Below are 25,404 nucleotides of genomic sequence, written 5' to 3' on the forward strand. Positions count from 1 at the left end.
GACAACCTGCCGTCATCCGGGCGCTGTGACTTTCTGCCTCTCGGCGATGTCGGTCGGGGGTCGTACGGTGGTCTCGTGGCCGAAGCACGGGTGCCCTCGCAGAGGGGCCGTAACGATGTCGGACAAGAGAAGATCGAGGTGCGCCGGAGCAAGCGACGCAAGCGCACCGTGACCGCGTACCGGGACGGAGACACGCTCGTCGTGCTCATCCCGGCCAGGATGACCAGGGCCGAGGAGGCGCACTGGGTCGCCGAGATGCAGCGCAAGCTGCAGCGGACCGAGAGCAAGCGGGCGGCGCCGTCCAGGCAGTCCGACGCGGCACTCGTCGCGCGGTGTGCGGTGCTGAGCGCCCGCTACTTCGACGGCAAGGCGAACCCGGCCACCGTGCGCTGGGTGCCGCCGATGCGGACCAGGTGGGCTTCGTGCACGCCGGTCGACGCGAGCATCCGGGTCAGCGAACGGCTGCGGGACGTGCCGTCATGGGTACTCGACTACGTGCTCGTCCACGAGCTGGCCCACCTGGACATCCCCGAGCACAACGCCCGCTTCTGGGCACGGGTACGCAAGTACCCGAAGACCGAGCGGGCCATCGGGTACCTGGAGGGACTGTCCGCTGCGGCGGGGTGGGGGATCGACATGGAGGAAGGCTGACGCCGGGAGCTGGCTGACCCGTCCGGGCTGCGGGTCAGCCGTCCCGGCGGTCGTCCTTCGGCTCATCGGACTTGCCGGACTCCTCCGCACGCTGGGTTCGCTCCAGCTCGGCGATCGGGTCGAGGCCCTCCAGCTCGTCGCCGGAACCGTCGCCGAGGCGCTCGGAGAACTCCATCGGGTCGTCGAGGTCCTCGGCCCTCGGCATGAGGTCCGGGTGCGACCACAGACTGTCACGCTTGTCGATACCGTGCGTGTCGCCGACCAGCTTCCACAGCGCGGCGGCCGCCCGCATGCGCCGGGGGCGCAGTTCCAGCCCGACGAGCGTGGCGAACGTCTGCTCCGCGGGACCGCCGCTGGCACGTCGGCGGCGCAGCGTCTCCCGCAGGGCGTCGGCACCGGGCAGCCGGTCGCCGACCGCTTCCGCCACCACGACGTCCACCCAGCCCTCGACCAGCGCGAGCAGGGTCTCCAGGCGGGACAGCGCGGCCTGCTGCTCCGGGCTGTTCTGCGGTTCCAGCATCCCGGACGACAGCGCCTCCTGGATACTCTCCGGGTTGCTCGGGTCCACCTGGCCGGCCAGCTGCTCGAGAGCGGCGGTGTCGACGGTGATGCCGCTGGCGAACTCCTCGACCGTGGCCAGCAGCCGCTGGCGCAGCCACGGGACGTGGGCGAACAGCCGCTGGTGAGCCGCCTCGCGGGCGGCGAGGAAGACCAGCACCTCGCTGCTCGGGCGCTCGAGCCCCTCGGTGAACTTCTCGATGTTCGCCGGCAGCAGAGCCGAGGTCGTCGCCGGGCCCAGCGGCAGGCCGACCTCGGTCGAGGTCAGCACCTCCGACGCCAGCTGCGCCAGCGCGCTGCCGAGCTGCGAGCCGAACGCCATGCCGCCCATCTGTCCCACCATCGACAGCAGCGGGCCCGCGGCCTGCTTGGCCTCGGCGGGCAGCGCCTCGACCCAGGCACCGGAGATCCGCTGGGCGACCGGGTCGCACAGCCGCTGCCAGGTCGGCAGCGTCTTCTCCACCCAGTCGCGGGCGGACCACGCGACCGAGGTGGTGGCGCCGGCGGGCAGGATGGTTGCCGCGTCCAGCCACAGTTCCGCGAGGTGGGCGGCGTCGCGCACCGCCGTACCGGACTTGCCGCCGTCGGGGGCGAAGCCCAGCTCGCTCTTGCCGGAGGCGCTGAGCTGCTGGAGCGCGATCTGCTTGGCCAGGTCGTAGTTGACCGGTCCGGACGAGCTGCCTGCCTGGCTGAGCATCTGGCCCAGCTGGCTGAGCATCTGACCCAGCTGGTTGAAGGCGTCGGCGCCCGAGGGCTGCTCGCCGCCGGAGCCGGACGGCTCGTTGTCACGACGTTTGTCGGGATCGGGTATCCCGAAGCCGAACGGGGGGTTGCTCATAACACCACCGTACGCGGCCGACGCGACGCGCACCGCGCCAGCGGACGCCTCCTGCCTCGTGCCCCCGGGTGGTGACCGTACGCTGTCGGGTTGTGAGCGAGTCCCGTGACGAAACCACCGCCCAGAAGACCCCGGCCGGCACGGTGACCAGCGGCCGGAAGGCCCCGGCCGCCGAGCCGGAGGACACCGACGACCGGCGACTGAGCAGGCGCGGCTGGACGGTACTGCTGAGCGGGGTACTGGTGGCGGTGTTCGCCGTGCTCGGCGCCGTCGTGCAGGTGCCCTACGTCGCGCTCGGTCCCGGGCCGACCTACGACACGCTGGGCAGCGCCGACGGCAGCCCGGTCATCCGGATCAAGGGGCAGCAGACCTTCCCGACCGGAGGTCAGCTGCGGATGACCACGGTGTCGCTCACCGACGAGGTCACCCTGTTCGGCGCCCTGGGCCTGTGGGTGAGCGGGCGGTACGCGCTCGCGCCACGCGAGGAGTACTTCAAGCCCGGCGAGACCGACGAGCAGGTGAAGCAGCAGAACGTCCAGCAGTTCCAGGACTCGCAGAGCAACGCCGAGGTGGCGGCGCTGCGCAGGCTCGGCTACCCGGTGAAGGTGCTGGCCAAGGAGGTCGTCTCCGGCAGCCCGGCCGACCACGTCCTCGAGCCCGGCGACCGTCTGCTCGTGGTGAACGGGAAGAAGATCACGCAGGAGGAAGACGTCCGGGCCGCGCTGGCCGGCACCAGGCCGGGGGAGACGATCTCGCTCACGTTCCAGCACGAGGGGCAGCCGGAGCGAACCCAGACGCTGACCCTCGCGCAGAACCCGGAGCCGTCGCGGACCGAGGGCTTCATCGGGCTGCAGCCCATCGACCGCGCGGATGTCCCTTTCGACGTCGACATCACCCTGCAGGAGGTCGGCGGGCCGTCGGCGGGGCTGATGTTCGCGCTGGCCATCGTCGACCAGCTGACTCCCGGCGAGATGGTCGCCGGTGAGCACATCGCGGGCACCGGCCAGATCACCCAGAAGGGCACGGTCGAGGCGATCGGCGGCATCTCGTTCAAGGTGGTCGCCGCCAGGGAGGCGGGGGCGACCGTGTTCCTGGTGCCCGAGCGCAACTGCGCCGAGGCCGCCTCCGCCGCGCCGGACGGCCTGAAGCTGATCAAGGTGGCTGACCTGGGCGGCGCCATCACCGCTCTGGAGGACCTCAAGGCCGGCCGCCCCACCCCGACCTGCTCCGGAAGCTGAAGCAAGGGAGCTTTACTAGCGAAGAAGGGTAGTAAAGCTCCCTTGCTCCCACTTCGGGTCAGGGGGCGAGGGTGGCTTTCAGGGCCTCGAGCAGGTTGGGGGCCAGGTCGGGGTGCTCGACGATCTCGTCAACCTCGCCGGAGGGGTTCTCGGCGTCCGCCGCGCCGCGCAGGCGCATGACGCACGCCGTCGTGCCGTCCCGCAGCACCGCCGCGACCAGCCGGGCCTCCGTCCGGCGCGGGTGGTCGGCCGCCGCCTGCCGCAGGCGCTCGGCGTCGGCGCCGCCGTCGGTCACGTCGGGCAGCTCCGCCTCGGCCTCCGGCGGCAGCACGATGATCTCCTGCGTCAGCGCACAGCCGGTCACGGCGTCCGGCCACGCGATCGTCGCCAGCGCGTCGGCGAGGTCGCCGTCGGGCAACTGGTCCTGCGCCACCGGCGTCAGCTCGGTCTCCGGGTCGAGCTGCCCGGCGAGCTCGGGCTGCTGCCGGAGCAACTCGGCCGTCGGCACCAGCGCGAACAGCTGCGGACCCTGGTCCCATCCCGCCGCGGCCACGAATTCCTCGACCTCGCGCGCCACCGCGCCGACACTCGTACTCTCAGCCATGCGCACATCGTCGCAGCCCCGGCGCGGGCCGCTACGACGCGTCCGCTTTGGGTGGTTCGGGGAACTCGGAAGGCCATCCGTAGAGTTAGGTAACCAGGGGCGGCCGGCGCCCCGCGGAAGTTACGACAACAGGAGCGTGTGCAGTGGCCACTCGGCCCGTGAGCCTGCCGAAACTGTCCAAACGCAGCCGGATACTGCTGATCATCGCGGCGGTTGTCGTGCTGGCCCTGCTAGTCGGCGCCAGACTGCTGGGGACCTACGTCGACTGGCTGTGGTTCGGCGAGGTGGGCGCCCGCAGCGTCTTCACCACCGAGATCGTGACCCGCATCGTGCTGTTCCTCGGCGTCGCGCTGCTGGTCGGCGGCGCGCTGGCGGTGAGCCTGACGATCGCCTACCGGACGCGGCCGGTATTCGTTCCCATCTCGGGCAACGACGACCCGCTCGCCCGGTACCGCGCCGCGGTCACCGCGCGCATCCGGCTGTTCGGCATCGGCCTGCCGCTGCTCGCCGGTGTCATCGCCGGCGCGAGCGTGGAGAGTGACTGGCAGCGGGTCCAGCTGTTCCTCAACGCCACCGACTTCGGCCAGGTCGACCCCGAGTTCGGCAACGACATCGGCTTCTACGCCTTCGACCTGCCGTTCTACAACTGGCTGCTCGGCCAGGTGTTCCTGGCCATCGCCGTCGCGTTCGTCGGCGGCCTGCTCGCCCATTACCTGTTCGGCGGCATCCGGCTCGCCGGCAAGGGCGGTCAGATCGCCGGCCCGGCCCGGGTCCAGCTCGCCGTCACCGCCGGCCTGTTCGTGCTGTTCAAGGCGCTCGAGTACTTCCTCGACCGGTACAACCTGCTGTTCTCCGACCGGAACATGCCGCTGTTCACCGGTGCGACCTACACCGACCTGAACGCCGTGCTGCCCGCGAAGCTGATCCTGCTGTGCATCTCGGTCTTCTGCGCCATCGCGTTCTTCGTCGGCGCGTTCATGCGCAACGTCCAGCTGCCTGCCATCGCGCTCGTGCTGCTGATCCTGTCCGGCGTCCTGGTCGGCGCGGCCTGGCCGGCCGTGCTCGAACAGTTCTCGGTGCGCCCGAACGCCAACGAGAAGGAAGCGGTGTCGATCCAGCGCAACATGGACGCCACCCGCAACGCGTTCGGCCTGACACCGGACAAGGTCGAATACCAGCCCTACACCGGCAAGCCGGAGGCGACGCCCGCCGAGATCCGCGCGGACAAGGGCACCATCCCCAACATCCGCCTGCTCGACCCGAACGTCCTGACGCCGACCTTCACCCAGCGCGTCGGCCGGGAGAACTTCTACGGCTTCCCGGACAAGCTCGACGTCGACCGGTACACCGTCGACGGCAAGCGGCAGGACTACATCGTCGCCGCCAAGGAGATCCGCACCGAGGGGCTGCAGGAGAACCAGCGGACCTGGATCAACCGGCACCTGGTGTACACCCACGGCAACGGCTTCGTCGCCGCTCCGGCCAACACCATCGACCGCGCCGTGCAGGGCACCGACTCCGACGGCGGTTACCCGATCGCGCGTACCAGCGACACGCAGAACCCCAAGGGGGCCGGCATCGAGGTGACCGAGCCGCGGATCTACTACGGCGAGCTGGCCACCGACTACGCCATCGTCGGTGGACAGCCGGGCAAGGCACCCGGCGAGTGGGACACCGCCACCGACCGCAGTTACCTCTACAAGGGCAGCGGCGGTGTCCCGATCGACAACTGGTTCAACCGGCTGGTCTTCGCGGCGAACGAGGGAGAGCGCAACATCCTCTTCTCCGACGCCATCAGTGAAGGCTCGAAGATCATGTACAACCGCGACCCGCGGCAGCGGGTCAGCAAGGTCGCCCCGTGGCTGACCGTCGACGGTGACCCGTACCCGGCGGTCGTCGGCGGCAAGGTGGTGTGGATCGTCGACGGCTACACGACGATGAACAACTACCCGTACGCCCAGCAGACCCAGCTTGGCGACGCCACGCAGGACTCGCTGTCCGGCGTCGCCAGGCAGGCCAACAGTTCCATCAACTACATCCGCAACTCGGTGAAGGCCACCGTCGACGCCTTCAACGGCACCGTGACGCTGTACTCCATCGACGACAACGAGCCGGTGCTCAACGCTTGGAAGAACGTCTTCCCCGGCATGGTGAAGCCCAGTTCGGAGATCTCCCAGGAACTGCGGGAACACTTCCGGTACCCGGAGGACATGTTCAAGGTGCAGCGGGAGCTGCTCACCAAGTACCACGTCGAGAAGCCGCAGGACTTCTACACCACCCAGACGTTCTGGAGCGTTCCGCCCGACCCGACCGCGGAGGGCGGCCTCGACCCGAACAACTCGGGCCCGAAGCAACCCGCCTACTACGTCATGGCGCAGGTTCCGGGCGACGACCGGCCGAAGTTCCAGCTGACCAGCTCGCTCACCGCGCTCCAGCGGCAATACCTCGCCGCGTGGGTCTCGGTGTCGTCCGAACCCGAGGACTACGGCAAGATCAGAGTCCTCCGGCTGCCGACCGACGGGTCGAACCAGAACGACGGCCCGGTGCAGGTGCAGAACCGGTTCCAGAGTGACCAGGGCTTCGCCCAGCAGCGAACACTGCTCGGCAACCAGAGCGTCAGCATCATCAACGGCAACCTGCTGACGTTGCCCGTTGCCAACGGCTTCCTCTACGTCGAACCGATCTACATCCAGCAACGCAACGCCAACAGCTATCCGCAGCTGGCCCGCGTTCTGGTGGCTTTCGGGCCCAAGGTCGGCTTCGCACCGACCCTGGAGGAAGCGCTCGACAAGGTGTTCGGCGAAGGCACCGGCGACACGGCGACGCAACCCAACCAGCCGCCGCCCACACCGGGGGCCCCGCCGCCGACCGCTCCGCCGCCGACCACGCCGGCGCCTCCCGCCGGCAACGCGGGCATCGACCAGGCCATCGCCGCGATGGACGCCGCCGCGGCGAAGCTGGAGACGGCGCAGCGCAATGGGGACTTCGCCGGCTACGGCGCGGCGCTCGCCGAGCTCCACGCCGCGCTCCAGAAGTACCGGGAGGCCAAGGGCGGGGCCGCCCCGACCTCGGCACCCCCGGTGCCACCGGCTGGAGGGTGACCTTCGCTACCTGAAGGGCACCCGCTTTGCCCCCGTCGGTAACCGACGCGTACAGTAGACGTTACCGACGCGGGGTGGAGCAGCTCGGTAGCTCGCTGGGCTCATAACCCAGAGGTCGCAGGTTCAAATCCTGTCCCCGCTACAGAGTGGGAGGCCCGTGCTTGCGGAACGCGCAAGCCGGGCCTCTTTCGCTTTCGCCCTGGGGGTCGAACCCCCCAGACCCCCGCCAGGGAGGGCTTCGCCCCCTGGACCCCCCTTCGCGGTGCCGGTTTCGTTGTTGGGTTGCGGTGGGTTTTGCATCAAGGGAGCTTTACTACCCTTCTTCGCTCGTAAAGCTCCCTTGCTTCACGGGTGGTGGGGGAGCAGGCCGGCCGACCAGGCCCAGCCCGCTATCCCGACGCGGTTGCGCACGCCGAGCTTGCGCTGGATGTTCGCCACGTGGTTCTTCGCCGTCCCGGCGCTGATGAACAACTCCGCGGCCACCTCGGCGTTGCTGAAACCACGGGCCACCAGACGGGCGATCTCCAGCTCCCGGTCGGTGAGCGGCTCCGACGGCTCACTCACCCCCGGCTCCGTCAGATGCCGCAGCAGCCGCACCGTGATCTGCGGACTGATCAGCGTGTCCCCGGCCATCGCCGCCCGCACCGCCTCCACCAGCAACGTCGGCCCCGACCGCTTCAGCAGGAAGCCGCACGCCCCGTTGCGCAGCGCCGAATGCACGTACGAATCCAGGTCGAACGTCGTCACCACGACCACCCGAACCGAATCCGGCAGCCGTCGCGTCAGTTCAAGACCGTCCATTCTCGGCATCCGGATGTCCGCCAGCACCACGTCCGGGCTCAGCTGCTCCACCAGATCCAGCGCAGCCAGCCCGTCCGCCGCCTCGCCGACCACCCGCATGTCCGGCTGAGCGTCCAGCACCATCCGGAACGCCCCGCGAATCGCCTCCTGGTCGTCGGCCAGCACGATCCGGATCGTCACGACGACACCGGCAACCGCGCCAGCACCCGCCAGCCGTTCCCATGCGGCCCCGCACGCAACGTCCCCGCCAGCGCCTCCACCCGCTCCGTCAGCCCCGGCAGCCCCAGCCCGCCCGACCGGCCCAGCTCACCAGGCGGCGCGTCACTCGCGTCGTTGGCCACCGACACCTCCACCGAACGGTCCACCTCCCGCACACACACCTCCACCCACTCCGCGCGCGGCGCGTGCCTGCGCACGTTCGTCAGCGCCTCCACCACGATCCGGTGCACCGTCGACGTCAGCTCCCGCGGAATCCGCTCCGCCAGACCGGACTCCAACTCCAGCCGCACCCGCGCCGGGCTCGCCGCCGCGAACCGCTCCACCAGCTCCGGCAACTCCGCCACCCCCTGCTGGGACCGGGCCTCGTCCGGATCGTCGTGCAACATCCGCACCGTCCGGTCCATCGCCGCCATCGCCCGCAGCCCCGCCGTCTCGATGTGCCGCAACGCCCCGAGCACCGGACCGTCCGCCGCCAGCTGCGCGGCCTGCGCCTGCGCGATCATCTCGCTGACGTCGTGCGCCACATAGTCGTGCAGGTCCCTCGCCAGCTCCAGCCGCTGCTCCCGCCTGGCCTCCTCGACCGCCCGCACCCGGCGGGTGTGCTGCATCCGCAGCAGACCCCCACCCGCCGCCGCCAGCACCGGGCCGAACGCCCAGAACGCCACGCCGTACACCGCCTCCGTGCCGGACATCTGCTCGCCGACCCGCAGGATCGCCACCGCCGACGGCAGCCCCGCCGCGAAACCACCCGCCACCGCCGCCCGCACCGGCGACCACCTGGCCACCGCCGCCACCAGCAGGCACAGCAGGAACAGCTCGATGATCGTCCAGTTCGGAAACGGCAGCCACGACCACAGCAGGCTGCCCGCCGTCGCCGCACCCGACACGGCACCCGCGCCGCCCGCCAGCCACGGCAGCCAGGCCCGCGAGCGCGGCCACCACACCAGACCGGTCACCAGCGCCAGCGCGGCCGCGACCAGCGGAATCCCCGCGGGCTCCGCCACACAGGCCGCGACCGCGGACGCGGCGGCCACCACCTGGGCCGCCGCCCGCGACGCGGCAACCACGGCGGAACGCACGACACCGATCGTAGAAACCCCGCCGGCGTGGCGCCCGTGCCGATCGGCACACCCGGCCGGATCCGGTGACCCCGATCGGTGCGCCACGGCACCTGCCGCCGCCGCACGTCACCGGCCAGCCTCGGAAAGTGCACACCACCCCGAGGAGGAGGCCATGATCGAACCGCTGCGCCGCACGCTGCGCGCCTGGCCACGCTGGACCGGCTACGCCGCGGCCGCCTGGTCCTTCGGCTACGGAACACTGGGTCTGCTGTGGACACTGGGCGTCCCCGGCTTCCCGTTCGGCGAGGGTGACGTGCCCGACGCCAGGGGCGAATCCCTGTTCGGAACCACCACGGCCGCCGGATTCGGCCCGGTGCTGGCCGCCATCGGGTACACCGGCGCCGTCGTGGCGTTCCTGCTGGCCAGGACCCGGTCGCGGATACTGGTGGCACTGGGCGCCTGCTACACCGCGCTGCTGCTCGTCGCCGCCGCCGACTTCCGCGTCCTGCTGGCCATCGCCTACGCGCCGATCGCCCTCGTCTCGATCTTCGGCTGGCCACCGGTCGACTACTTCACCACCGCCCTGCCCTGGCCCGTGCTGAACATGCTGCTGTGCCAGGCCGGCGGCCTGCTGTGGCTCGGCGCCACCCTGACCGCGCTGCGCCGCGGCCGCGACGCCTGCGCCCACTGCGGCCGTGCCGAGCACACCGCGGCGTGGACGACACCGGCCGCGGCCGCCCGCTGGGGCCGGGTCGCCGCCTACATCGCCTTCCTCGTGCCGCTGTTCTACGCCCTGCTGCGGGCGTCCTGGGTGCTGCGCATCCCGCTGGGAATGTCCGCCGGGGAACTGGACGAGCTGCACGCGAACGGACTGGTCTGGGCCGGCCTCTACCTGGCCTGCTTCGCCACCCTGGGCGGCGTTCTCACCCTCGGACTGGTGTACCGCTGGGGCGAGATCTGGCCCCGCTGGATCCCCGGGCTGCGGGGAAAACCGGTGCCACGGGGGTTCCCGCTCGTGTTCGCCTCCGTCGTCACCGCCGCGCTGCTGCCCACCGTCGCCGGAGTCGTCCGGATCGGCGGCTCCGACCTGACCACCCTGCTGACCAGCCCCATGACCTACTGGCCACTGTGGGCGGTCTGCCTCGGCGCGGCCACGCTCGCCTACCACTACCGCACCCGGCGCGCCTGCCGGGTCTGCGGTCGTGGCACCCCGGTCGTCGAACTGCCCGGACCGGTGCCCGCATGACCACCCCATGGGTCACGCGCGGGGCACACGCTGGGGCAGGTGGGCCGCGTGGACCGCCTTCGCCATCCCCTTCGCCTACGCCCTCTCCCGGTGGCTGTGGGCACTCGGCATTCCCTCGGAATCGACGACGCCTCGTTCGCCGAAGGCCGCCGCAACGGCCTCTGGGCGTTCGGCGCGCTGCTGGCAGGCGTCGCCGCCGCCTCCGGCGTGCGGACCCTCGGGCTGACCCGGCGGTGGGGCGAACGCTGGCCCCGCTGGGGCCTCGCGCTCGCCGCCGCCACCTGGGCCTACCACCTGTGCCGCCGCGGGCCGTGCGCCACCTGCGCGACTCAGCCGGTGCCCGCGTGAAACAACTCCCGCACCGCGGGCAGCAGCGGCACCTTCGTCCAGCCCGCCGTCGACACCTGCACGTACCGGCCCGACGCCAGCGCCACGCGCCTGCCGTCCACGTCCATGCCGAACTCCACCGTCACCGCGGTGGTACCCACCCGCGTCGCCCGCACCCCGACGGCCAGCACGTCGTCGAACCGGGCAGGCGCGAGATAGCGGATCGTGAACTCGGCCAGCACGAAATCCACGCCGGCCCGCTCCAGCGCGGCATAGTCGCCCAGCCCGTGCCGCAACGCCTCGATCATCGCCGCCTCGCAGAACACCGCGTACCGCGAGGCATGCACCACGCCCTGCCGGTCGCAGTCCACCGGCCGCACCCGCACGACGTGCCGGAACACCACCTGATCACCTGACATGCGCCCGAAGCTACCCCGCCCGGAACCCCCCTCCCAGCACGTGTAAACTCATAACTACCGACGCGGGGTGGAGCAGCTCGGTAGCTCGCTGGGCTCATAACCCAGAGGTCGCAGGTTCAAATCCTGTCCCCGCTACAGAGGCAGGGGTCGTGTGTCTGCGGAAAGCGCAGACCGCGGCCCCTTTCGCCTTTCCTGGGGGTCGAACCCCCAGACCCCCGCCAGGGAGGGCTTCGCCCCCCTGGACCCCCCTTCGGCGGTGCCGGTTCCGCTGTTTGGCCTCATCGGGCACAGTGTGTAGTGGTCCTTTGTGGACGTGGGCTTGGGGTTAGGCCGAACGAGGGGCGATGCACTAGCCACTGTGGACGGATATCTTCTCCACTGTGGACAGAATGGTGATTTAGTGGGAACGTAGAGGGGTGTCCGATTTGAACGCAACAGCCGCAGCCCTGCTCGGCCTGCTGCACGACGGCCCCGCTACCGGCGGGCAGCTCGTCGCCAGCGCCGGGGAACGTTTTGGTGCCTTCTTCAGCGTCACCAGGAGCCAGGTGTACCGGGAGCTCCCGGCACTGGAGAAGGAAGGCCTAGTGCGCCTGGGCAAGCAGGGCCCGCGCTCCAGCCAGCAATACGTCATCACCGCGGCCGGGAAGAAGGCCTTCAAGGCCTGGCTCATCGACACCCCCGGCCCCGACCACCTGCGCAGCCCGCTCATCCTGCGCCTGGTGCACGCCGGCACGCTGACGGTCAAGCAGCGCGCCACGCTCATCGAGAACGCGCGTGCCACCTACACCGAGGAACTCGACGCGGCGAAGGCGGCGTCGAAGGCCGCGGCAGGCGACCCGTACGCCAAGGCCGTCGCGGACTTCGGTCAGGCTCACGCCAAGGCGGCGCTGAAGCTGATCGACGCCATTCCGGCGTCTTGACCGCAGACGGCAGGGCGGTGGCCGGTGAACGCAACCGGTCACCGCGCTTGCCGTAACCTTGGTAGGCGTGAGTGCTGAGTTCGAAGCAGACCTGAAGGACCTCGCCGGCAAGCTGACGCAGGTCGAGTCGGTGATGGGCCTCGACGATCTGCGTGCCCAGGTCGCCGACCTGGAGCAACAGGCCGCCAGCCCGACCCTGTGGGACAACCCGGAGAAGGCGCAGCAGGTCACCAGCCAGCTCTCGCACCGGCAGGCCGACCTGCGGCGGGTCACCGGCCTGCGCCAGCGGGTCGACGACCTCGAGGTTCTCCACGAACTGGCCCAGGCCGAGGGCGATCAGGCCAGCCTCACCGAGGCGCAGAACGAGCTCGCGGCGCTGGTCGCCGAGGTCGACGCGCTCGAGGTGCGGACCCTGCTGTCCGGCGAGTACGACGACCGCAACGCCATGATCACCATCCGCTCCGAGGCCGGCGGCGTCGACGCGGCCGACTGGGCCGAGATGCTCATGCGTATGTACCTGCGCTGGGCCGAGCGGCACGACTACCCAACCCAGGTCTACGACATCTCCTACGCCGAAGAGGCCGGGATCAAGTCCGCGACCTTCAAGATCAGCGCCTCCTACGTCTACGGGACGCTGTCGGTCGAGCAGGGCACCCACCGGCTGGTGCGCATCTCGCCGTTCGACAACCAGGGACGCAGGCAGACCTCGTTCGCCCACGTCGAGGTGCTGCCCGAGGTGGAGGAGGTCGACCACGTCGACGTCCCGGAGAAGGACATCCGGGTCGACGTGTACCGCTCGTCCGGCCCCGGTGGGCAGAGCGTGAACACCACCGACTCGGCCGTGCGCATCACCCACCTGCCCACCGGCATCGTGGTGTCCTGCCAGAACGAGAAGTCGCAGCTGCAGAACAAGGCCGCGGCGCTGAAGGTCCTGCAGGCCAAGCTGCTGCAGCGCAAGAAGGAGGAGGAGCGCGCCGAGATGGACGCGCTCAAGGACGGCGGCTCCAGCTGGGGCAACCAGATGCGCTCCTACGTGCTGCACCCGTACCAGATGGTCAAGGACCTGCGTACCGACTTCGAGGTCGGCAACCCCTCCGCCGTGCTCGACGGCGACATCGACGGATTCCTCGAGGCAGGCATCCGCTGGCGCAAGCAGGCCGCCAACAGCTGATCCCAGCGCGCAGGGGGGCGTACTCCGGACGGGTGACGTACGGGCTACCACGGCTTAACGAGGGCCATGAGTAGGATGACGGACCGTGATCCGGCTCGAAGAGGTATCCAAGGTCTACAAGACCTCGACCCGCCCCGCTCTCGAACAGGTGTCGGTCGAGATCGACAAGGGCGAGTTCGTCTTCCTGATCGGACCGTCCGGATCGGGCAAGTCCACGTTCCTGCGGTTGCTGCTGCGCGAGGAGGTGCCCACCCGCGGCCGGGTGTACGTCTCCAACTTCGACGTGGCCAAACTGGCCCGGCGCAGGGTCCCCCGCCTGCGCCAGACCATCGGCTGCGTGTTCCAGGACTTCCGGCTGCTCAACAACAAGACCGTGGCCGAGAACGTCGCGTTCGCGCTGGAGGTCATCGGCAAGCCGGCGCAGACGATCCGCAAGGTCGTCCCCGAGGTCCTCGAACTGGTGGGCCTCGACGGCAAGGCCGACCGGCTGCCCAACGAGCTGTCCGGCGGTGAGCAGCAGCGCGTCGCCATCGCGCGCGCGTTCGTCAACCGGCCGCTGGTGCTGCTGGCCGACGAGCCCACCGGGAACCTCGACCCCGACACCAGCCAGGACATCATGCTCCTGCTGGAGCGCATCAACCGCACCGGCACCACCGTCCTGATGGCCACCCACGACCACTCGATCGTCGACTCCATGCGGCGGCGTGTCGTCGAGCTGCAGCTCGGCCGGGTCGTGCGTGACGACGCCCGCGGGGTGTACGGCGTCGGCCGCTGAGCCGGCCCGACGCGCCCCGCCCGAGTAAGCCCCCGACCCCCAAGGGACAGTCACCCCGATGCGTGCCAGCTTCGTGTTCAGTGAGGTCATCAACGGCCTCCGCCGCAACATCACGATGACCATCGCGATGATCATCACCACCGCGGTGTCGCTCGCCATGCTCGGCGGCGGCGTCCTCATCGTGAACACGATCGACAAGATGAAGACCAACTACCTCGAAGACGTCGAGGTGTCGGTCAACCTCACCAACGACATCAGCGCGGCCGACAAGAGCTGCTCGACGCCGCAGTGCACGTCGCTGCGTGCCGAGCTGGAGGCCAACCCCGGTGTCGAGTCGGTCGTCTTCGAGAACCGCGACCAGGCGTTCGAGCGCTTCAAGCGCATCTTCGCCGGGCAGCCGGAGCTGCTCGAACTGGCCCGGCCCGAGTCCCTGCCCGCGTCGCTGCAGGTGAAGATGAAGGACCCCACCCGCAGTGACGTGATCCAGCAGGAGTTCGGCGCGAAACCCGGGGTCGACAAGATCACCGACCAGAACCAGTTCCTCGAACGGTTCTTCGGCATCCTCAACAGCGGCCGCAACCTGACGTTCGTCGGCGCGTTGCTGATGGCTGTCGCCGCGTTGCTGCTGATCTCCAACACCATCCAGGTGTCCGCGTTCACCCGCCGGACGGAAGTCGGCATCATGCGCCTGGTCGGCGCCACCCGCTGGTACACCCAGCTGCCGTTCCTCCTGGAGGCGGTGGTCGCCGGAGTCGTCGGCGCGGCCGTCGCCGTCGGGATCCTGCTCGGCGTGAAGTACGCCTTCCTCGACGAGGCGCTGGCGACCACCGGGGACGTCATCCCGATGGTGTCCGCACTGGACATCCTGGTGTGGGCGGCGCCGGTCATGTTCGGTGTGTCGGTGCTGATCTCGGCCGTCACCGGATACGTCACGCTGCGTCTCTACGTCCGCCACTAAACCACCTGCTACACGCCTGGAAATCACGTAGAGTCGCCGTTATGCCCAAGGAACGTGGCCGCAAGGTCATCGTCTCGAACCGCCGCGCGCGGCACGACTACGCGATCCTCGACACCTACGAGGCGGGGATCGTGCTGGTCGGCACCGAGGTCAAGAGCCTGCGGGAAGGCAGGGCCTCGCTGGCCGACGCGTTCGCGACCGTCGACGACGGCGAGGTGTTCCTGCGCAACCTGCACATCCCCGAGTACGTGCAGGGAACCTGGACCAACCACACCCCCCGGCGCACCCGCAAGCTGCTGCTCCACCGGGGCGAGATCGAGAAGCTGATCGGCAAGACCAAGGAGAGCGGGCTCGCACTCGTCCCGCTGGCGCTGTACTTCAGTGACGGCAAGGTCAAGGTCGAGCTCGCGCTCGCCAAGGGCAAGAAGTCCTGGGACAAGCGCCAGGACATCGCCAAGCGGGACGCCAACCGCGAGGTCGCCAAGGCCATGGGACGGGCGCTCAAGGGCCGGTACTGAGCTCACCGGGCGACCGCCACGGCCGGCCGCGGCGCGGTGAGGCGGGCACCGCCCAGCGCGAACCCGGCCAGCACCAGCGCCACCCACGGCAGGACACCCGCCAGGTCACCGAAGCCGGTGGCGGCCAGCCCCAGCAGGCCCGCCGACCCGGCGACGCCCGCGGCGACCAGCTGCGCTGTCGGCGCCGTGCTGGGCCTGGTACCCAGGGTCTCGAACCGGCCGAACACCCTGAGCAGGACGACCAGCACGACGCCGGTGGCGGCCAGCCAGGTGGGTGCCGCGAGCAGCCACTGCACCGAACCTGGTTCCGGGGTGGCGTAGCCGAGGCCCACCACGGCGACGCCGCCGACGACGGTCAGCGCGGGCATGTGCCACAGGTACACGCTCATGAACCGCGGGCCGAGCCAGCCGAGCACCGCCGACGGCCCGCGCCGCGACGCCCAGCCGACCAGGGCGTCCCTGGCGGCCAGCAGCAGGCCTACCTGGCCGACCGCGACCGCCAGCAGCACGGCGCTGGGCGGGCTCATGTTCGACGTCGGTGCGCCCGGCATGCCGATCATGCTGGCCGGGTACGGCCCGAACGCCACCATCAACGCGGTCACCCCGAATCCGCCCGCGGACAGCCACAGCGCGCCACGGCGGGTCAGCCGGCGCAGGGTGCCGTCGGCGTAGGCGAAGCCGAGCTGGTGCACCGCGAGCCAGACGAACACCGCGTTGGCGTAGCCGATCAGGCCGAGATCGTTGAAGCGGGCGAGGTCGACCAGCAGCGCCGCCGCACCCAGCACGGCGGGAACCGCCAGGCCCCACCGGCGGTGGGCCGCGGCCATCAGTGGCGTGGCGAGGACCGTCAGCAGGTACACCGACAGGAACCACAGCAGCTGGGCGGCGATCGCGCCGGCGACGCCCACCGGCTGTTCCGGCACGCCGAGCACGCGCAGCAGGGACGGTGCCAGCAGCCAGACCCCGATCAGTGGCAGCACGGGCAGCAGGAGCCGGCGTACCCGGGCGCCCAGCCAGTCCCGGGGCGACGTGGCGCGCCGCAGGGAAAGCAGGTTGGCCGCGCCGCCGGCGAAGAACACCAGCGGCATCACCTGCGACAGCCAGGTCAGGATCCACCAGCCCGGTGTGCTGAGCGCGTTGCCGGTGGCCAGCTGCTCGCCGTCGAAGGCCAGTACCGGCATCAGCCAGTGCTGGCCGACGACGCCGACGATCGCGCCCGCGCGTACGACGTCGAGGAAGATGTCCCTGCGTTGCCCTGTCTGCATGACGACCAGCCTGGCCGAGACGGGGTTCCGGCACAGCCAGGTGCGCAGGTCTATCGGTGTTCGGGTTCAGCCCCGTGGCGTGGTGGGGCGTTCCCTACCCCTCGACCGGCCGGGTCGGCCGGACCCGGTACTCCCAGCCGGTCTCGGTGAGGTCGAGCTCGTAGTGGGTCTCGATCTTCGGGCCGTCGTGCAGGTGGACGTGCCGGACGACGCTGCCGCGCACCGGCTCCGTGTCGCCGAGTTCCTGCACCCTGCCGTCCAGCGGGCCGCCGAAGAAGCGGGCGCTCTGCCGGGGTCGCACAGACATCCGCTTCTCCTCACGCCGGTTCACCCGATTCCGGCCATGGTAAGTGAGCGGCAGGCGGCGTGGTGCCGTCCTCTTGGGTGAGCCGGATTCACCACACTGGGCGTAGCGTGACCGGCCGGCGGGTGGCGGCGTCCCGGACGAAGGCCGTCAGGCAGTCACGCAGACCGTCCAGCGCGCCGTCGCCGACGAGCGTGGCCCAGTGCTGTTCGACCTGCTGGGACCGCGCCACCACCCGTTCGATGCAGTCCCAGCCGCGGGTGGTGAGCGCGACCAGCCTGCTGCGCCGGTCGGTGGGGTGTGCGCGGCGGTGGACGTAGCCGCGCCGTTCCAGCTCGTCGATCAGCTGGACCGCGGCCTGTTTGGTGACCCCGAGGTGCTCGGCCAGCTCGACCGCGGTGGCGCCGTCGCGGTGGGAGAGGAACTGGAACGCGAAGCCGTGGGCCGGCCGCACGTCGCCGAATCCCTCCGCGGCCAGCTGCTCGTGGACGTCGTCCATGACCGCGCGGAAGGTCAGGGCCAGCAGGCCGGGCAGATCGCTCAACGCCGCTCCTCAATTGGACAAGTAACTTGACTGGATGGTCAGGTGTCTTTACCGTATTGCTCGTCAAGCAGGTTGACTACTTGGAGGTTCGGTGACGACGTTCGAACGTGGGGAATTCCGGTTCCGGCCGCTGGCGGTGCCCAGCACGGGGTCCACGGAGCTGGCCGTCTGGGAGATCGAGGCGGGGCCGGGTGCCGCGGGTGAGACGCACAGCGTCAGCCGGGAGGAGATCTTCGTCGTGCGGGCCGGGGAGGTGGTCGCCACGATCGGCGGTGAGCAGCGGCGGCTGGCCGAGGGGCAGGTGCTGGTCGTCCAGCCGCGGGAGGAGTTCGCGCTGGCCAACCCGGGGGAGCGGACGGCGTTGCTGACCGCCTGCAGCTCGCGTGGCGTGCGGGCCCACCTCGGCGGCAACACGATCGACCCGCCCTGGGCGCGCTGACCCCTTACGGGAGTCAGCGGCCCAGGTAGGTGAGCACGGCGCGGACCCGGCGGTGCTCCACCGAGCTGGCCTCCAGGCCGAGCTTGGCGAAGATGTTGCCGATGTGCTTCTCCACCGCGCCGTGCGAGACCACCAGCGAGTTCGCGATCGCCGTGTTCGACAGGCCCTGCGCCATCAGGCCCAGCACCTCCGACTCCCTGGCCGTCAGCGAGTCCAGCGGGTTCTTCCGCCCGCGTGCCATCAGCTGCGCGATCACGTCCGGGTCGATCGCCGTGCCGCCGCCGGCCACCCGGCGCACCGCGTCGAGGAACTCCGCCACGTCGGCCACGCGCTCCTTGAGCAGGTAACCCACCCCGCCGGCGCCGCCGGACAGCAGCTCCACCGCGTAGCTCTCCTCGACGTACTGGGACAGCACCAGCACCGGCAGGCCGTCGACGATCTCCCGCGCGCCCAGCGCCGCCCGCAGCCCCTCGTCGGTGAACGTCGGCGGCATGCGGACGTCGACGATCGCCAGATCCGGCCGGTGCTCCTTCACCGCGACCAGCAGGTCGTCGCCGTTGTCCACCGCGGCGACGGTCTCGATTCCCTCGTCGGCGAGCAGCCGCTGCACCCCGGCCCGCAGCAGAACGGCGTCTTCGGCGATCACGACCCGCATGGTTCCCCCAGGAAGGCGGTGTCAGCTCACCATGTGCACGGCAGGTCCGCGCGAAGCACCGTGGGACCACCCGGCGGGCTGACGACGGTTACGACACCGTCAATCGTGGCAGCCCGGTCGGCCAGGCCCGCAAGCCCACCCCCCGGACGGAACTCCGCGCCGCCCTGGCCGTTGTCGGTGACCTCGACGACGACCTCGTTGTCCGTGCGCCACACCTTCACCGAGGCGGCCGTCGCCTTCGCGTACTTGGCGACGTTGGTCAGCGCCTCGCCCACGATGAAGTACGCCGTGCTCTCCACCGCCGCCGGCGGCCGCGGCTCGACGTCCACCGACACGTCCACCGGCACCGGCGACTTCGCCGCCTGCGCCGACAGTGCCGCGTCCAGGCCGCGGTCGCCCAGCACCGCCGGGTAGATCCCGCGGGCCAGGTCGCGCAGCTCGGACACCGCAAGCTTCGCGTCGCTGTGTGCCTCGTCGATCAGGTCGCGTACCGCGTTCGGGTCGTTGTCCAGCTTCGACTTGGCCCGGCCCAGGCTCATCGCCACCGCCACCAGCCGCTGCTGCGCGCCGTCGTGCAGGTCGCGCTCGATGCGCCTGCGCTCGGCCTCCGCCGCGTCGACACCCCGCGCCCGCGACGCCTGCAGCCGCTCCGCCTTGACCTCCAGCGCCTCGCTGCGCGGCGGCCCCAGCAGTGCCCCGGCCAGCTTGCCGTGCAGCCAGCCCAGCGTGGGGATCACCCAGAGCATCACCGGGAACAGGACGAAGCTGACGATCGAGAGGGCGAACTCGAAGACCCCCAGCGGCAGCATCAGCATCACGTAGGCGAAGTCGCGCCAGGTCGTGGCGTCGGTCAGCCGGGTGCGCCAGCGGGTCAGCCAGTTGCCCTCCAGCGGACGGCGGTGCGGGTCGTCCACCGGCATGCGCAGCCCGACGCGGACCCACCGCCGCTCGACGTCGCCGAACCAGCGGGCCAGCCCGGTCGCCATCGCCAGCAGCGGCACCCCGATCCAGATGATCGTCGTGGCGATGCCGACCGCCGTCAGCACCACCAGCAGCACGAACTGCAGAAGCCGCAGCGGGAAGCTGACGAACATGAACGCCGCCGCCTTGAGCGGATGCGGCCGCAGCCGCTGATCCGCGGGCGAGCCGGCGACGGGCTCGTTCCCGCCGCCGACCTGCACGGCGGCACTCACCACGTGGTCACCGGTTTCCCCGCCCCCATCTCGCGTGCCTCCGGTCCGGAGGCCAGTGCTTTTCCCAGGAGGTCGTCCTCCCGCTCGGCGGCCTCCGCCAGCCGCATCGAGCGCCGCGTCGGACCGAGCAGCGCCCTGGCGAACCGGGCGTGCGTCGCGGCCAGCGCCTTCGTCAGCGCCACCGACAACGCCGCGGCCAGCACGCCCAGCGCCGCCCAGGGCAGGGCCTCCAGCGTCGAGTCTACGGTGATCCAGCGCACCTCGTAGCCGGGGAAGTGGTACGCGCCGCCGGGCAGGAACCGGAAGTAGATCGGCAGGGCGAGCAGCGACAGGCTGGTCGCCCAGAACGTCACCGTCAGGCAGAACTCGATCACACCGATCGGGAACAGCAGGAAGAAGTACGCCACGTCGCGCCAGGTCGCCCCGTCGGCGACGCGGGCCTTCCAGCGCTGCGCCACCGTGCCCTCGGGCAGCGGCCGGTACGGCAGCGCGATGTAGGTGTCCAGCATGGCGTAGATCCGGGCCCGTTCCACCTTCGCCGCGCCGCGGGAGAGCAGCAGGGCCAGTGCCAGGATCGGCAGACCGGCCCACACGATCACGGTGCCGACACCCGCCGAGAACAGCGCCAGCAGCAGCGACATGCCCACCACGCCGATGGGCAGGTTCAGCAGGAGGTAGGCGACCGACCCGCCGAGGCGGGGGCGCGGGCTGTTGCCCTCGTGCTCGACGCGGACCGTTTCCATGGCCGGATCCTTCCAGGCGGGTCGGGGTGTGACGGACTCCAGCATCGCCCGTGACCTGCGGCGCGGCCATGGTGTGCACGGCCGTCTGCCAGGTAGGGCCAGCCCCACCCCGCCCGACGGGAATTATCTCGCTTGCCGGGCGCGTTATGATGGACAGGTTGTGATACCCAGCAAGGGGGTGAACGGTTTCGACTCTGGACGTCGATTCAAGGGAAGCGTGCCGGTGCAGGCGAGAGACCACCGTAAGCGTCGTCGCAAACCAATAAGCGCCAAGGCCAATAGCCAGCGCGACTTCGCTCTTGCCGCCTAGGTAAGACCGAAGTCTGTCGGCCCGGGATCGCCTCCGACCCGGTCGCCGGCATCAGCTAGGAGGCTCACCGGTCAGCCCCGGCCACGGGGGCCGATCGGGACACTCACAGTGGCTGGGCCCGTCACACCGGCTTGTTCGCGTGACCGGTGGGGCCGAGTAGAGACACAGCGGACTGCGCACGGAGAAGTCTTGGAGAGCCGCCAGAGGACCCGGGTTCAATTCCCGGCACCTCCACTCTTGTTCGCGGGGCCCGGCTGCGCCGGGCCCCGCTTCCCTTTGTCCTCATCATGTTGGGGGGCCGAGCCCCCAAACCCCCCACGGTGCCTGCTCCTCGTCCTGACTGCGTGGGTGCGTTGGGTGTTGACCAGCTTGCGCGTGGGGTGGGGTGCGTTCAAAATGTGAGCATGTTCAATTTGAATGAACATGCCGAGTCGCTGAACGCGACTGGCTGGCCCGCGGAAGCGCGTCTCCGGCTTGAGGAGCTGGGCTTCCGGGTCGAGGTGCTCGGCACCGAAGCGCGGGTTCCCGGTGATGTGCCGGATAGCCGGGTGGACGTCATGGTGCGGCTCACCACGAAATCCGGTGCCACCCGGACGTACGGGGTGGAGATCAAGCGGCGGATGACGGCAGAACTGGCCACGGCTGTCCACTTTCCGTCGGCTCCCCCGCCGTTGCTGCTCACCACGTATCTAGGCGACCCGGTCGCCGGGCGGCTGCGTGCCCGGGGAATCGACTACGTGGACACCGCGGGCAATGCTCATCTCGCCTGGGACGACGTCCTGGTTGACATCCGCGGCCGGCGAAAGCCCGCCACGCCCGCCGGAAGAGCCTCGTCGCGGGGCGCGGGAGCCTTCGGCCGGGCCGGTCTGCGAGTCCTTTTCGTCCTGCTCAGCTGGCCGGAGACGGCCGCCTATCCGTACCGCCGGCTGGCTGAGGCAAGCGGAGTGTCGCTCGGCACGGTCAAGACAGTGATCGACGAGCTCGGCGACGCCGGCTATCTGTACGGACGTGGGGGTGAGCGACGGCTTGCTCGCGGAGCTGAACTGCTCGACCGGTGGTCCGAGGCATACTCGATCACCTTGGACTCCGCGCTCACCCTCGGTGAGTTCGATGCCGCGGACCTCTCGTGGTGGCGCGACGCGGAAAGCGATCTGCTCGCCCTGGGAGTTCAGGTGGGCGGGGAAGCCGGGGCGAGCCTCATCGACCCGCACCTGCGGCCGTCCTCCCTCACGCTCTACGCCGACCGGGTGCCCGTCCGCCTCATCAGCCGGTATCGCCTCGCTCGGGCGGAAAACAAAGGCAACGTGCACGTTCGAACCAAGTTCTGGCAGGCACCCGAACCCGAGTCCTGGATCGTGCCGTCCCCCTTGATCTACGCCGACCTGCTGGCTTCCGGGGATCCGCGCCAGCGCGATCATGGCGACCGGATTCGGAGGATCGATGCTCGACTTGAGCGCATCGACCGAACCTGATCTCCTGCTTGCCGCGAAAGTGCTGGCTCGGGTGGATGAGGTTGCCCGCGCAGCGGGAGTCGACTACCTCGTTGTCGGGGCAACGGCACGCACAATGCTGTCGATCGGGCTGGTCGGTGGGCCGCCTGACCGGGCCACTCGAGACATCGACATCGCCGCCGCGATGGGAACCTGGGAGGACTTCGACCGGTTCGTCAGCCGGCTGGAACGGCGCGGCAAGAGCGTGCATTCGTTTCTCGTGGAAGGCGTCGAGGTCGATGTGCTGCCTTATGGGGGCGTCGAGGAGGAAGACCGGACCATCCTCTGGCCCGACGACCACCGGATGAACGTTCGAGGGCTGAGTGAAGCGGTGGCATCGGCCGAGCTGGTGCGGCTACCTGGCGGGCTTGTCATCAAGGTGCCCACGGTGCCTGCGTTGGCGCTACTCAAGCTCCTGGCCTGGTGGGATCGGCGCGCCAGGACCACGCGCGACGCCATCGACCTCGGGACAATGATCGGCTGGTATTCGTCGGGACCGTATTTGGACCGGCTCTACGGCGAGGAAATCGACATCCTCGAGCGGCACGGCTACGACCCCGCGCTGGCGGGAGCCTGGCTCCTTGGGTCGCACATGCCGGGCCTGCTTGATCCTGCGGGCGTCGCGGTGCTGCTCGACATGGTCGGTAACACCGATGTACTGGCCCGGCTGGTCGGCGACGTTCGCCTCCCTCGAGGTGCGGCCCTTGTTCCGGCCCTGGCCGAGGGCATCAGGGAGGCGCACGTCTAACCGGGTTCTGTCACCTCAAGGTGCTGAAGAAGCTTCTGATGTCGTTGACCAGGTCTTCTGGGGATTCCATGGCGGGGAAGTGGCCTCCGGTCTGGTGCTCGGTCCAGTGGGTGATCTCGTTCGCGGGGTCGACCAGGGGTTTGATGCTGTGGTCGGCCGCGAAGACCGCGACGCCGGTGGGCGCGGCGACGCCGCCGGTGGGGTTGCCACCCGCCTGCCGGACGAACTCCCGGAACGCCCGCATGCCCTCGTAGGTGAAGTGCGCCGACGAGGCACCCGAGCCGGTGAACCAGTAGATGCTCACGGCCGTCAGCAACTGGTCGATGTCCACGGCGTCCTCCGGCAGCGTCGCGGCCGGGTCGGTCCACTCGGCGAACTTCTCCACGATCCACGCCAGCTGCATCGCCGGTGAGTCCGACAACCCGTAGGACAGGGTCTGCGGCCGGGTCGCCTGCAGGTGCAGGTAACCCATGCCGGTCTCGCGCCACTGCTCGAACCGCTCCGCCCGCTCCCGGTCCGCGCCGGACAGAGCGTCCAGCTCCAGCGGCGGGCCGAACGGCGCAGGCGCCGGGCCGTTCAGGTGCACGCCCAGCACCCGGCCGGGAGCCACCATCGGCAACATGCCCGACACGCCGGCGCCGACGTCGCCGCCCTGCGCCGCGAACCGTTCGTAGCCCAGCCGGCTCATCAGCTCGGCGAACGCCGCCGCGACGCGGAACAGGTTGCCCCACCCCTCACCGGACACCGGGGTCGAGAACCCGAAACCGGGCAGCGACGGGATGACCACGTGGAACGCGTCGGCGGGGTCGCCGCCGTGTGCGGCGGGGTCGGTGAGCGGGCCGATCACCCGCAGGAAGTCGACGAACGACCCCGGCCAGCCGTGGGTCAGCAGCAGCGGCACCGCGTCCGGCTCCGCCGAGCGGACGTGCACGAAGTGGATGGTCTGGCCGTCGATCTCGGTGGTGAACTGCGGCAGCTCGTTGAGCTTCGCCTCCTGCTCCCGCCAGTCGAACTCGCCGCCCCAGTAACCGGCCAGGCCCCGCAGGTAGTCCAGCGGGACGCCACGCGACCAGCCGGTGCCCACGGCCGCCGGCCAGCGGGTACCGGCCAGCCGGGCACGCAGCCCGTCGACCTCGGCCTGCGGGATCTCGATGCGGAAGGGGCGGATGTCGGTGCTGTTCTGAGTCATGAACCCACGGTAGAAAGCATTGAGGAAAGGTTCGTTCCGCGATTGCGGGGAGGGTGCAAGAATGCTGGAAACCTCCGCGCGACTGCTGCGCCTGCTGTCCCTGCTGCAGACCCACCGCGACTGGTCCGGGCCGGACCTCGCCGAGCGGCTCGGCGTCACCACCCGGACCGTGCGCAACGACGTGGAACGGTTGCGGGCCCTGGGCTACCCGGTGCACGCCACCCCCGGCGTCTCCGGTGGTTACCGGCTGGGTGCCGGCGCCCAGCTCCCGCCGCTGCTGCTCGACGACGAGGAGGCGGTGGCCGTCGCGGTCGGCCTGCGCACGGCGGCGAGCGGGACGGTCGCCGGTATCGAGGAGACGTCCGTGCGGGCCCTGGCGAAACTGGAGCAGATCCTGCCCGGCAGGCTGCGGCGGCGGGTGAACGCGGTGCAGGCCTACACGGTGCCGGTGCCCGGCAGGGGGCCGACCGTCGACGCCGACCTGCTGACCACGCTCGCCACCACCTGCCGCGACGCGCAGCGGCTGCGGTTCGACTACCGCTCCCACGACGGCGCCGCGACCCGGCGCGAGGTGGAGCCGCACCGGCTGGTCCACCTGCGGGGACGGTGGTACCTGCTGGCCTGGGACCTGGGGCGCGACGACTGGCGGACGTTCCGCGCCGACCGGATCGAGCCGAAGATCCCGGCCGGCCCCCGGTTCACCCCGCGGGAACCGCCCGAGGAGGGAGTGGGGGAGTTCGTCGAGCGGGGCGCGGCGCAGGCCCCGTGGCGGTTCCGCGCCCGGGTCCGGGTGCACGCGCCGCGCGACGTGGTGGCGGCGCGGGTGCCGGTGCTGGCCGGACAGCTGGAGGCGATCGACGACAACAGCTGCCTGCTCACCGCCGGCTCGGACAACCCGCACCAGCTGCTGGTCTGGCTCGGCATGCTGGACGTCGACTTCGAGATCGTCGACTCACCCGCGCTCGCGGACGCCGTCACCACCCTGATCGCCCGCTACCACCGCGCCTTGAAGCGGGAGCAAGGGAGCTTTACTAGCGAAGAACCTGGATCCACCGATGTGGTTTGTCGGTGGATCCAGGTGGTAGTTGTTGATCTTGTGTTGGTGGGTGGGCGTGCGGG

General features: G+C 70.3%; 25 protein-coding genes, 2 tRNA genes, 1 other RNA gene and 1 pseudogene. 17 read left to right on the forward strand and 12 right to left on the reverse strand.

Annotated elements, in window-relative coordinates; genetic code table 11:
* The first annotated feature begins 132 nt into the window (after positions 1 to 132).
* Entirely contained in the window at positions 133 to 651 is a 519-nt protein-coding gene (locus tag EWH70_RS35000) for a M48 metallopeptidase family protein (protein WP_205669399.1), read from the forward strand.
* Positions 652 to 685: 34 nt separating this feature from the next.
* Here the strand turns inward: EWH70_RS35000 and EWH70_RS35005 are convergent, their stop codons facing one another.
* Positions 686 to 2,047: a zinc-dependent metalloprotease gene (locus EWH70_RS35005; protein WP_130479895.1), complete on the reverse strand. Its 1,362-nt coding sequence runs from the start codon at positions 2,045 to 2,047 to the stop codon at positions 686 to 688.
* Between the two features lie 92 nt (positions 2,048 to 2,139).
* Between EWH70_RS35005 and EWH70_RS35010 the strand changes: the two genes are divergently transcribed.
* Positions 2,140 to 3,285, forward strand: coding sequence for a YlbL family protein (locus EWH70_RS35010; protein ID WP_130479896.1), 1,146 nt, complete (start codon positions 2,140 to 2,142; stop codon positions 3,283 to 3,285).
* A 58-nt stretch (positions 3,286 to 3,343) separates the two neighbouring features.
* On the opposite strand, the gene EWH70_RS35015 is transcribed toward EWH70_RS35010, so the two are convergent.
* A complete protein-coding gene (locus EWH70_RS35015) occupies positions 3,344 to 3,889 on the reverse strand; it encodes a PPA1309 family protein (RefSeq protein WP_130479897.1) in 546 nt (181 codons plus the stop codon).
* A 143-nt stretch (positions 3,890 to 4,032) separates the two neighbouring features.
* On the opposite strand from EWH70_RS35015, the gene EWH70_RS35020 reads away from it, so the two are divergent.
* Together EWH70_RS35020 and EWH70_RS35025 are read left to right on the forward strand one after the other, a co-directional pair.
* Complete coding sequence (locus tag EWH70_RS35020) at positions 4,033 to 6,990, forward strand: UPF0182 family protein (protein WP_130479898.1); 2,958 nt, start codon at positions 4,033 to 4,035, stop codon at positions 6,988 to 6,990.
* A 68-nt stretch (positions 6,991 to 7,058) separates the two neighbouring features.
* A tRNA-Met gene (locus tag EWH70_RS35025) sits at positions 7,059 to 7,132 on the forward strand.
* A 203-nt stretch (positions 7,133 to 7,335) separates the two neighbouring features.
* On the opposite strand, the gene EWH70_RS35030 is transcribed toward EWH70_RS35025, so the two are convergent.
* Together EWH70_RS35030 and EWH70_RS36565 are read right to left on the reverse strand one after the other, a co-directional pair.
* Positions 7,336 to 7,971 (reverse strand): response regulator, encoded by a 636-nt coding sequence (locus tag EWH70_RS35030; RefSeq protein ID WP_130479899.1) that lies wholly within the window; start codon positions 7,969 to 7,971, stop codon positions 7,336 to 7,338.
* Positions 7,968 to 9,089 (reverse strand): sensor histidine kinase, encoded by a 1,122-nt coding sequence (locus EWH70_RS36565; RefSeq protein WP_130479900.1) that lies wholly within the window; start codon positions 9,087 to 9,089, stop codon positions 7,968 to 7,970. Before EWH70_RS36565 ends, EWH70_RS35030 begins: the two co-directional genes overlap by 4 nt.
* A 154-nt stretch (positions 9,090 to 9,243) precedes the next feature.
* Here EWH70_RS36565 and EWH70_RS35040 point away from each other — a divergent pair, with 154 nt between their 5' ends.
* Positions 9,244 to 10,317 (forward strand): hypothetical protein, encoded by a 1,074-nt coding sequence (locus EWH70_RS35040; protein WP_130479901.1) that lies wholly within the window; start codon positions 9,244 to 9,246, stop codon positions 10,315 to 10,317.
* A 90-nt stretch (positions 10,318 to 10,407) separates the two neighbouring features.
* Positions 10,408 to 10,665 carry a hypothetical protein gene (locus EWH70_RS35045; RefSeq protein ID WP_130479902.1) on the forward strand — a complete coding sequence of 86 codons (258 nt, stop codon included), beginning with the start codon at positions 10,408 to 10,410 and terminating at the stop codon, positions 10,663 to 10,665.
* Here EWH70_RS35045 and EWH70_RS35050 read toward each other — a convergent pair.
* The gene (locus EWH70_RS35050; protein WP_130479903.1) at positions 10,647 to 11,063 is read right to left on the reverse strand and encodes an acyl-CoA thioesterase; all 417 of its coding nucleotides are present in this window, start codon (positions 11,061 to 11,063) and stop codon (positions 10,647 to 10,649) included. The genes EWH70_RS35045 and EWH70_RS35050 overlap by 19 nt on opposite strands.
* Positions 11,064 to 11,124: 61 nt before the next feature.
* On the opposite strand from EWH70_RS35050, the gene EWH70_RS35055 reads away from it, so the two are divergent.
* From EWH70_RS35055 to smpB, 6 genes are all read left to right on the forward strand, one after another.
* Positions 11,125 to 11,198 (forward strand) — tRNA-Met (locus EWH70_RS35055).
* Positions 11,199 to 11,479: 281 nt separating this feature from the next.
* On the forward strand, positions 11,480 to 11,983 hold the full coding sequence (locus tag EWH70_RS35060; RefSeq protein ID WP_130479904.1) for a PadR family transcriptional regulator: 504 nt from the start codon (positions 11,480 to 11,482) through the stop codon (positions 11,981 to 11,983).
* 67 nt (positions 11,984 to 12,050) lie between these two features.
* Positions 12,051 to 13,154 carry a peptide chain release factor 2 gene (gene prfB, locus EWH70_RS35065; RefSeq protein ID WP_130479905.1) on the forward strand — a complete coding sequence of 368 codons (1,104 nt, stop codon included), beginning with the start codon at positions 12,051 to 12,053 and terminating at the stop codon, positions 13,152 to 13,154.
* Between the two features lie 85 nt (positions 13,155 to 13,239).
* The gene (gene ftsE / locus EWH70_RS35070) at positions 13,240 to 13,929 is read left to right on the forward strand and encodes a cell division ATP-binding protein FtsE (RefSeq protein ID WP_130479906.1); all 690 of its coding nucleotides are present in this window, start codon (positions 13,240 to 13,242) and stop codon (positions 13,927 to 13,929) included.
* A 58-nt stretch (positions 13,930 to 13,987) separates the two neighbouring features.
* On the forward strand, positions 13,988 to 14,887 hold the full coding sequence (gene ftsX / locus EWH70_RS35075) for a permease-like cell division protein FtsX (protein ID WP_130479907.1): 900 nt from the start codon (positions 13,988 to 13,990) through the stop codon (positions 14,885 to 14,887).
* A 41-nt stretch (positions 14,888 to 14,928) separates the two neighbouring features.
* Positions 14,929 to 15,405 (forward strand): SsrA-binding protein SmpB, encoded by a 477-nt coding sequence (gene smpB / locus EWH70_RS35080; RefSeq protein ID WP_130479908.1) that lies wholly within the window; start codon positions 14,929 to 14,931, stop codon positions 15,403 to 15,405.
* Positions 15,406 to 15,407: 2 nt separating this feature from the next.
* Here smpB and EWH70_RS35085 read toward each other — a convergent pair whose 3' ends face one another.
* The 3 genes from EWH70_RS35085 to EWH70_RS35095 form a co-directional block, all read right to left on the reverse strand.
* On the reverse strand, positions 15,408 to 16,670 hold the full coding sequence (locus EWH70_RS35085) for an acyltransferase family protein (RefSeq protein WP_130479909.1): 1,263 nt from the start codon (positions 16,668 to 16,670) through the stop codon (positions 15,408 to 15,410).
* Between the two features lie 94 nt (positions 16,671 to 16,764).
* Positions 16,765 to 16,977, reverse strand: coding sequence for a hypothetical protein (locus EWH70_RS35090; protein WP_130479910.1), 213 nt, complete (start codon positions 16,975 to 16,977; stop codon positions 16,765 to 16,767).
* A gap of 88 nt (positions 16,978 to 17,065) precedes the next feature.
* Positions 17,066 to 17,518, reverse strand: coding sequence for a MarR family winged helix-turn-helix transcriptional regulator (locus EWH70_RS35095; RefSeq protein WP_240687396.1), 453 nt, complete (start codon positions 17,516 to 17,518; stop codon positions 17,066 to 17,068).
* A 91-nt stretch (positions 17,519 to 17,609) separates the two neighbouring features.
* Here EWH70_RS35095 and EWH70_RS35100 point away from each other — a divergent pair, with 91 nt between their 5' ends.
* Positions 17,610 to 17,957 carry a cupin domain-containing protein gene (locus EWH70_RS35100; RefSeq protein WP_130479911.1) on the forward strand — a complete coding sequence of 116 codons (348 nt, stop codon included), beginning with the start codon at positions 17,610 to 17,612 and terminating at the stop codon, positions 17,955 to 17,957.
* Positions 17,958 to 17,970: 13 nt separating this feature from the next.
* Here EWH70_RS35100 and EWH70_RS35105 read toward each other — a convergent pair whose 3' ends face one another.
* From EWH70_RS35105 to EWH70_RS35115, 3 genes are all read right to left on the reverse strand, one after another.
* A complete protein-coding gene (locus EWH70_RS35105; protein ID WP_130479912.1) occupies positions 17,971 to 18,612 on the reverse strand; it encodes a response regulator transcription factor in 642 nt (213 codons plus the stop codon).
* 26 nt (positions 18,613 to 18,638) lie between these two features.
* Positions 18,639 to 19,706: a sensor histidine kinase gene (locus EWH70_RS35110; RefSeq protein ID WP_130479926.1), complete on the reverse strand. Its 1,068-nt coding sequence runs from the start codon at positions 19,704 to 19,706 to the stop codon at positions 18,639 to 18,641.
* A 95-nt stretch (positions 19,707 to 19,801) separates the two neighbouring features.
* Positions 19,802 to 20,548: a sensor domain-containing protein gene (locus EWH70_RS35115; protein WP_130479913.1), complete on the reverse strand. Its 747-nt coding sequence runs from the start codon at positions 20,546 to 20,548 to the stop codon at positions 19,802 to 19,804.
* A 174-nt stretch (positions 20,549 to 20,722) separates the two neighbouring features.
* Here EWH70_RS35115 and ssrA point away from each other — a divergent pair.
* The 3 genes from ssrA to EWH70_RS35130 all read left to right on the forward strand — a co-directional run bounded on the left by ssrA (position 20,723) and on the right by EWH70_RS35130 (position 23,096).
* Positions 20,723 to 21,095: a transfer-messenger RNA gene (gene ssrA, locus EWH70_RS35120) on the forward strand.
* A gap of 167 nt (positions 21,096 to 21,262) precedes the next feature.
* Positions 21,263 to 22,330 carry a type IV toxin-antitoxin system AbiEi family antitoxin gene (locus EWH70_RS35125; RefSeq protein WP_165436552.1) on the forward strand — a complete coding sequence of 356 codons (1,068 nt, stop codon included), beginning with the start codon at positions 21,263 to 21,265 and terminating at the stop codon, positions 22,328 to 22,330.
* Positions 22,299 to 23,096, forward strand: coding sequence for a nucleotidyl transferase AbiEii/AbiGii toxin family protein (locus EWH70_RS35130; RefSeq protein ID WP_165436553.1), 798 nt, complete (start codon positions 22,299 to 22,301; stop codon positions 23,094 to 23,096). Before EWH70_RS35125 ends, EWH70_RS35130 begins: the two co-directional genes overlap by 32 nt.
* Before the next feature lie 10 nt (positions 23,097 to 23,106).
* Here EWH70_RS35130 and EWH70_RS35135 read toward each other — a convergent pair whose 3' ends face one another.
* Positions 23,107 to 24,285 carry an epoxide hydrolase family protein gene (locus EWH70_RS35135; RefSeq protein ID WP_130479916.1) on the reverse strand — a complete coding sequence of 393 codons (1,179 nt, stop codon included), beginning with the start codon at positions 24,283 to 24,285 and terminating at the stop codon, positions 23,107 to 23,109.
* Positions 24,286 to 24,346: 61 nt separating this feature from the next.
* Here EWH70_RS35135 and EWH70_RS35140 point away from each other — a divergent pair.
* Positions 24,347 to 25,291: pseudogene (locus EWH70_RS35140) on the forward strand (helix-turn-helix transcriptional regulator); the annotation flags it as partial.
* Between the last annotated feature and the right edge of the window lie 113 nt (positions 25,292 to 25,404).

The organism is Amycolatopsis suaedae (genome assembly GCF_004214935.1).
GTDB lineage: Bacteria > Actinomycetota > Actinomycetes > Mycobacteriales > Pseudonocardiaceae > Amycolatopsis > Amycolatopsis suaedae.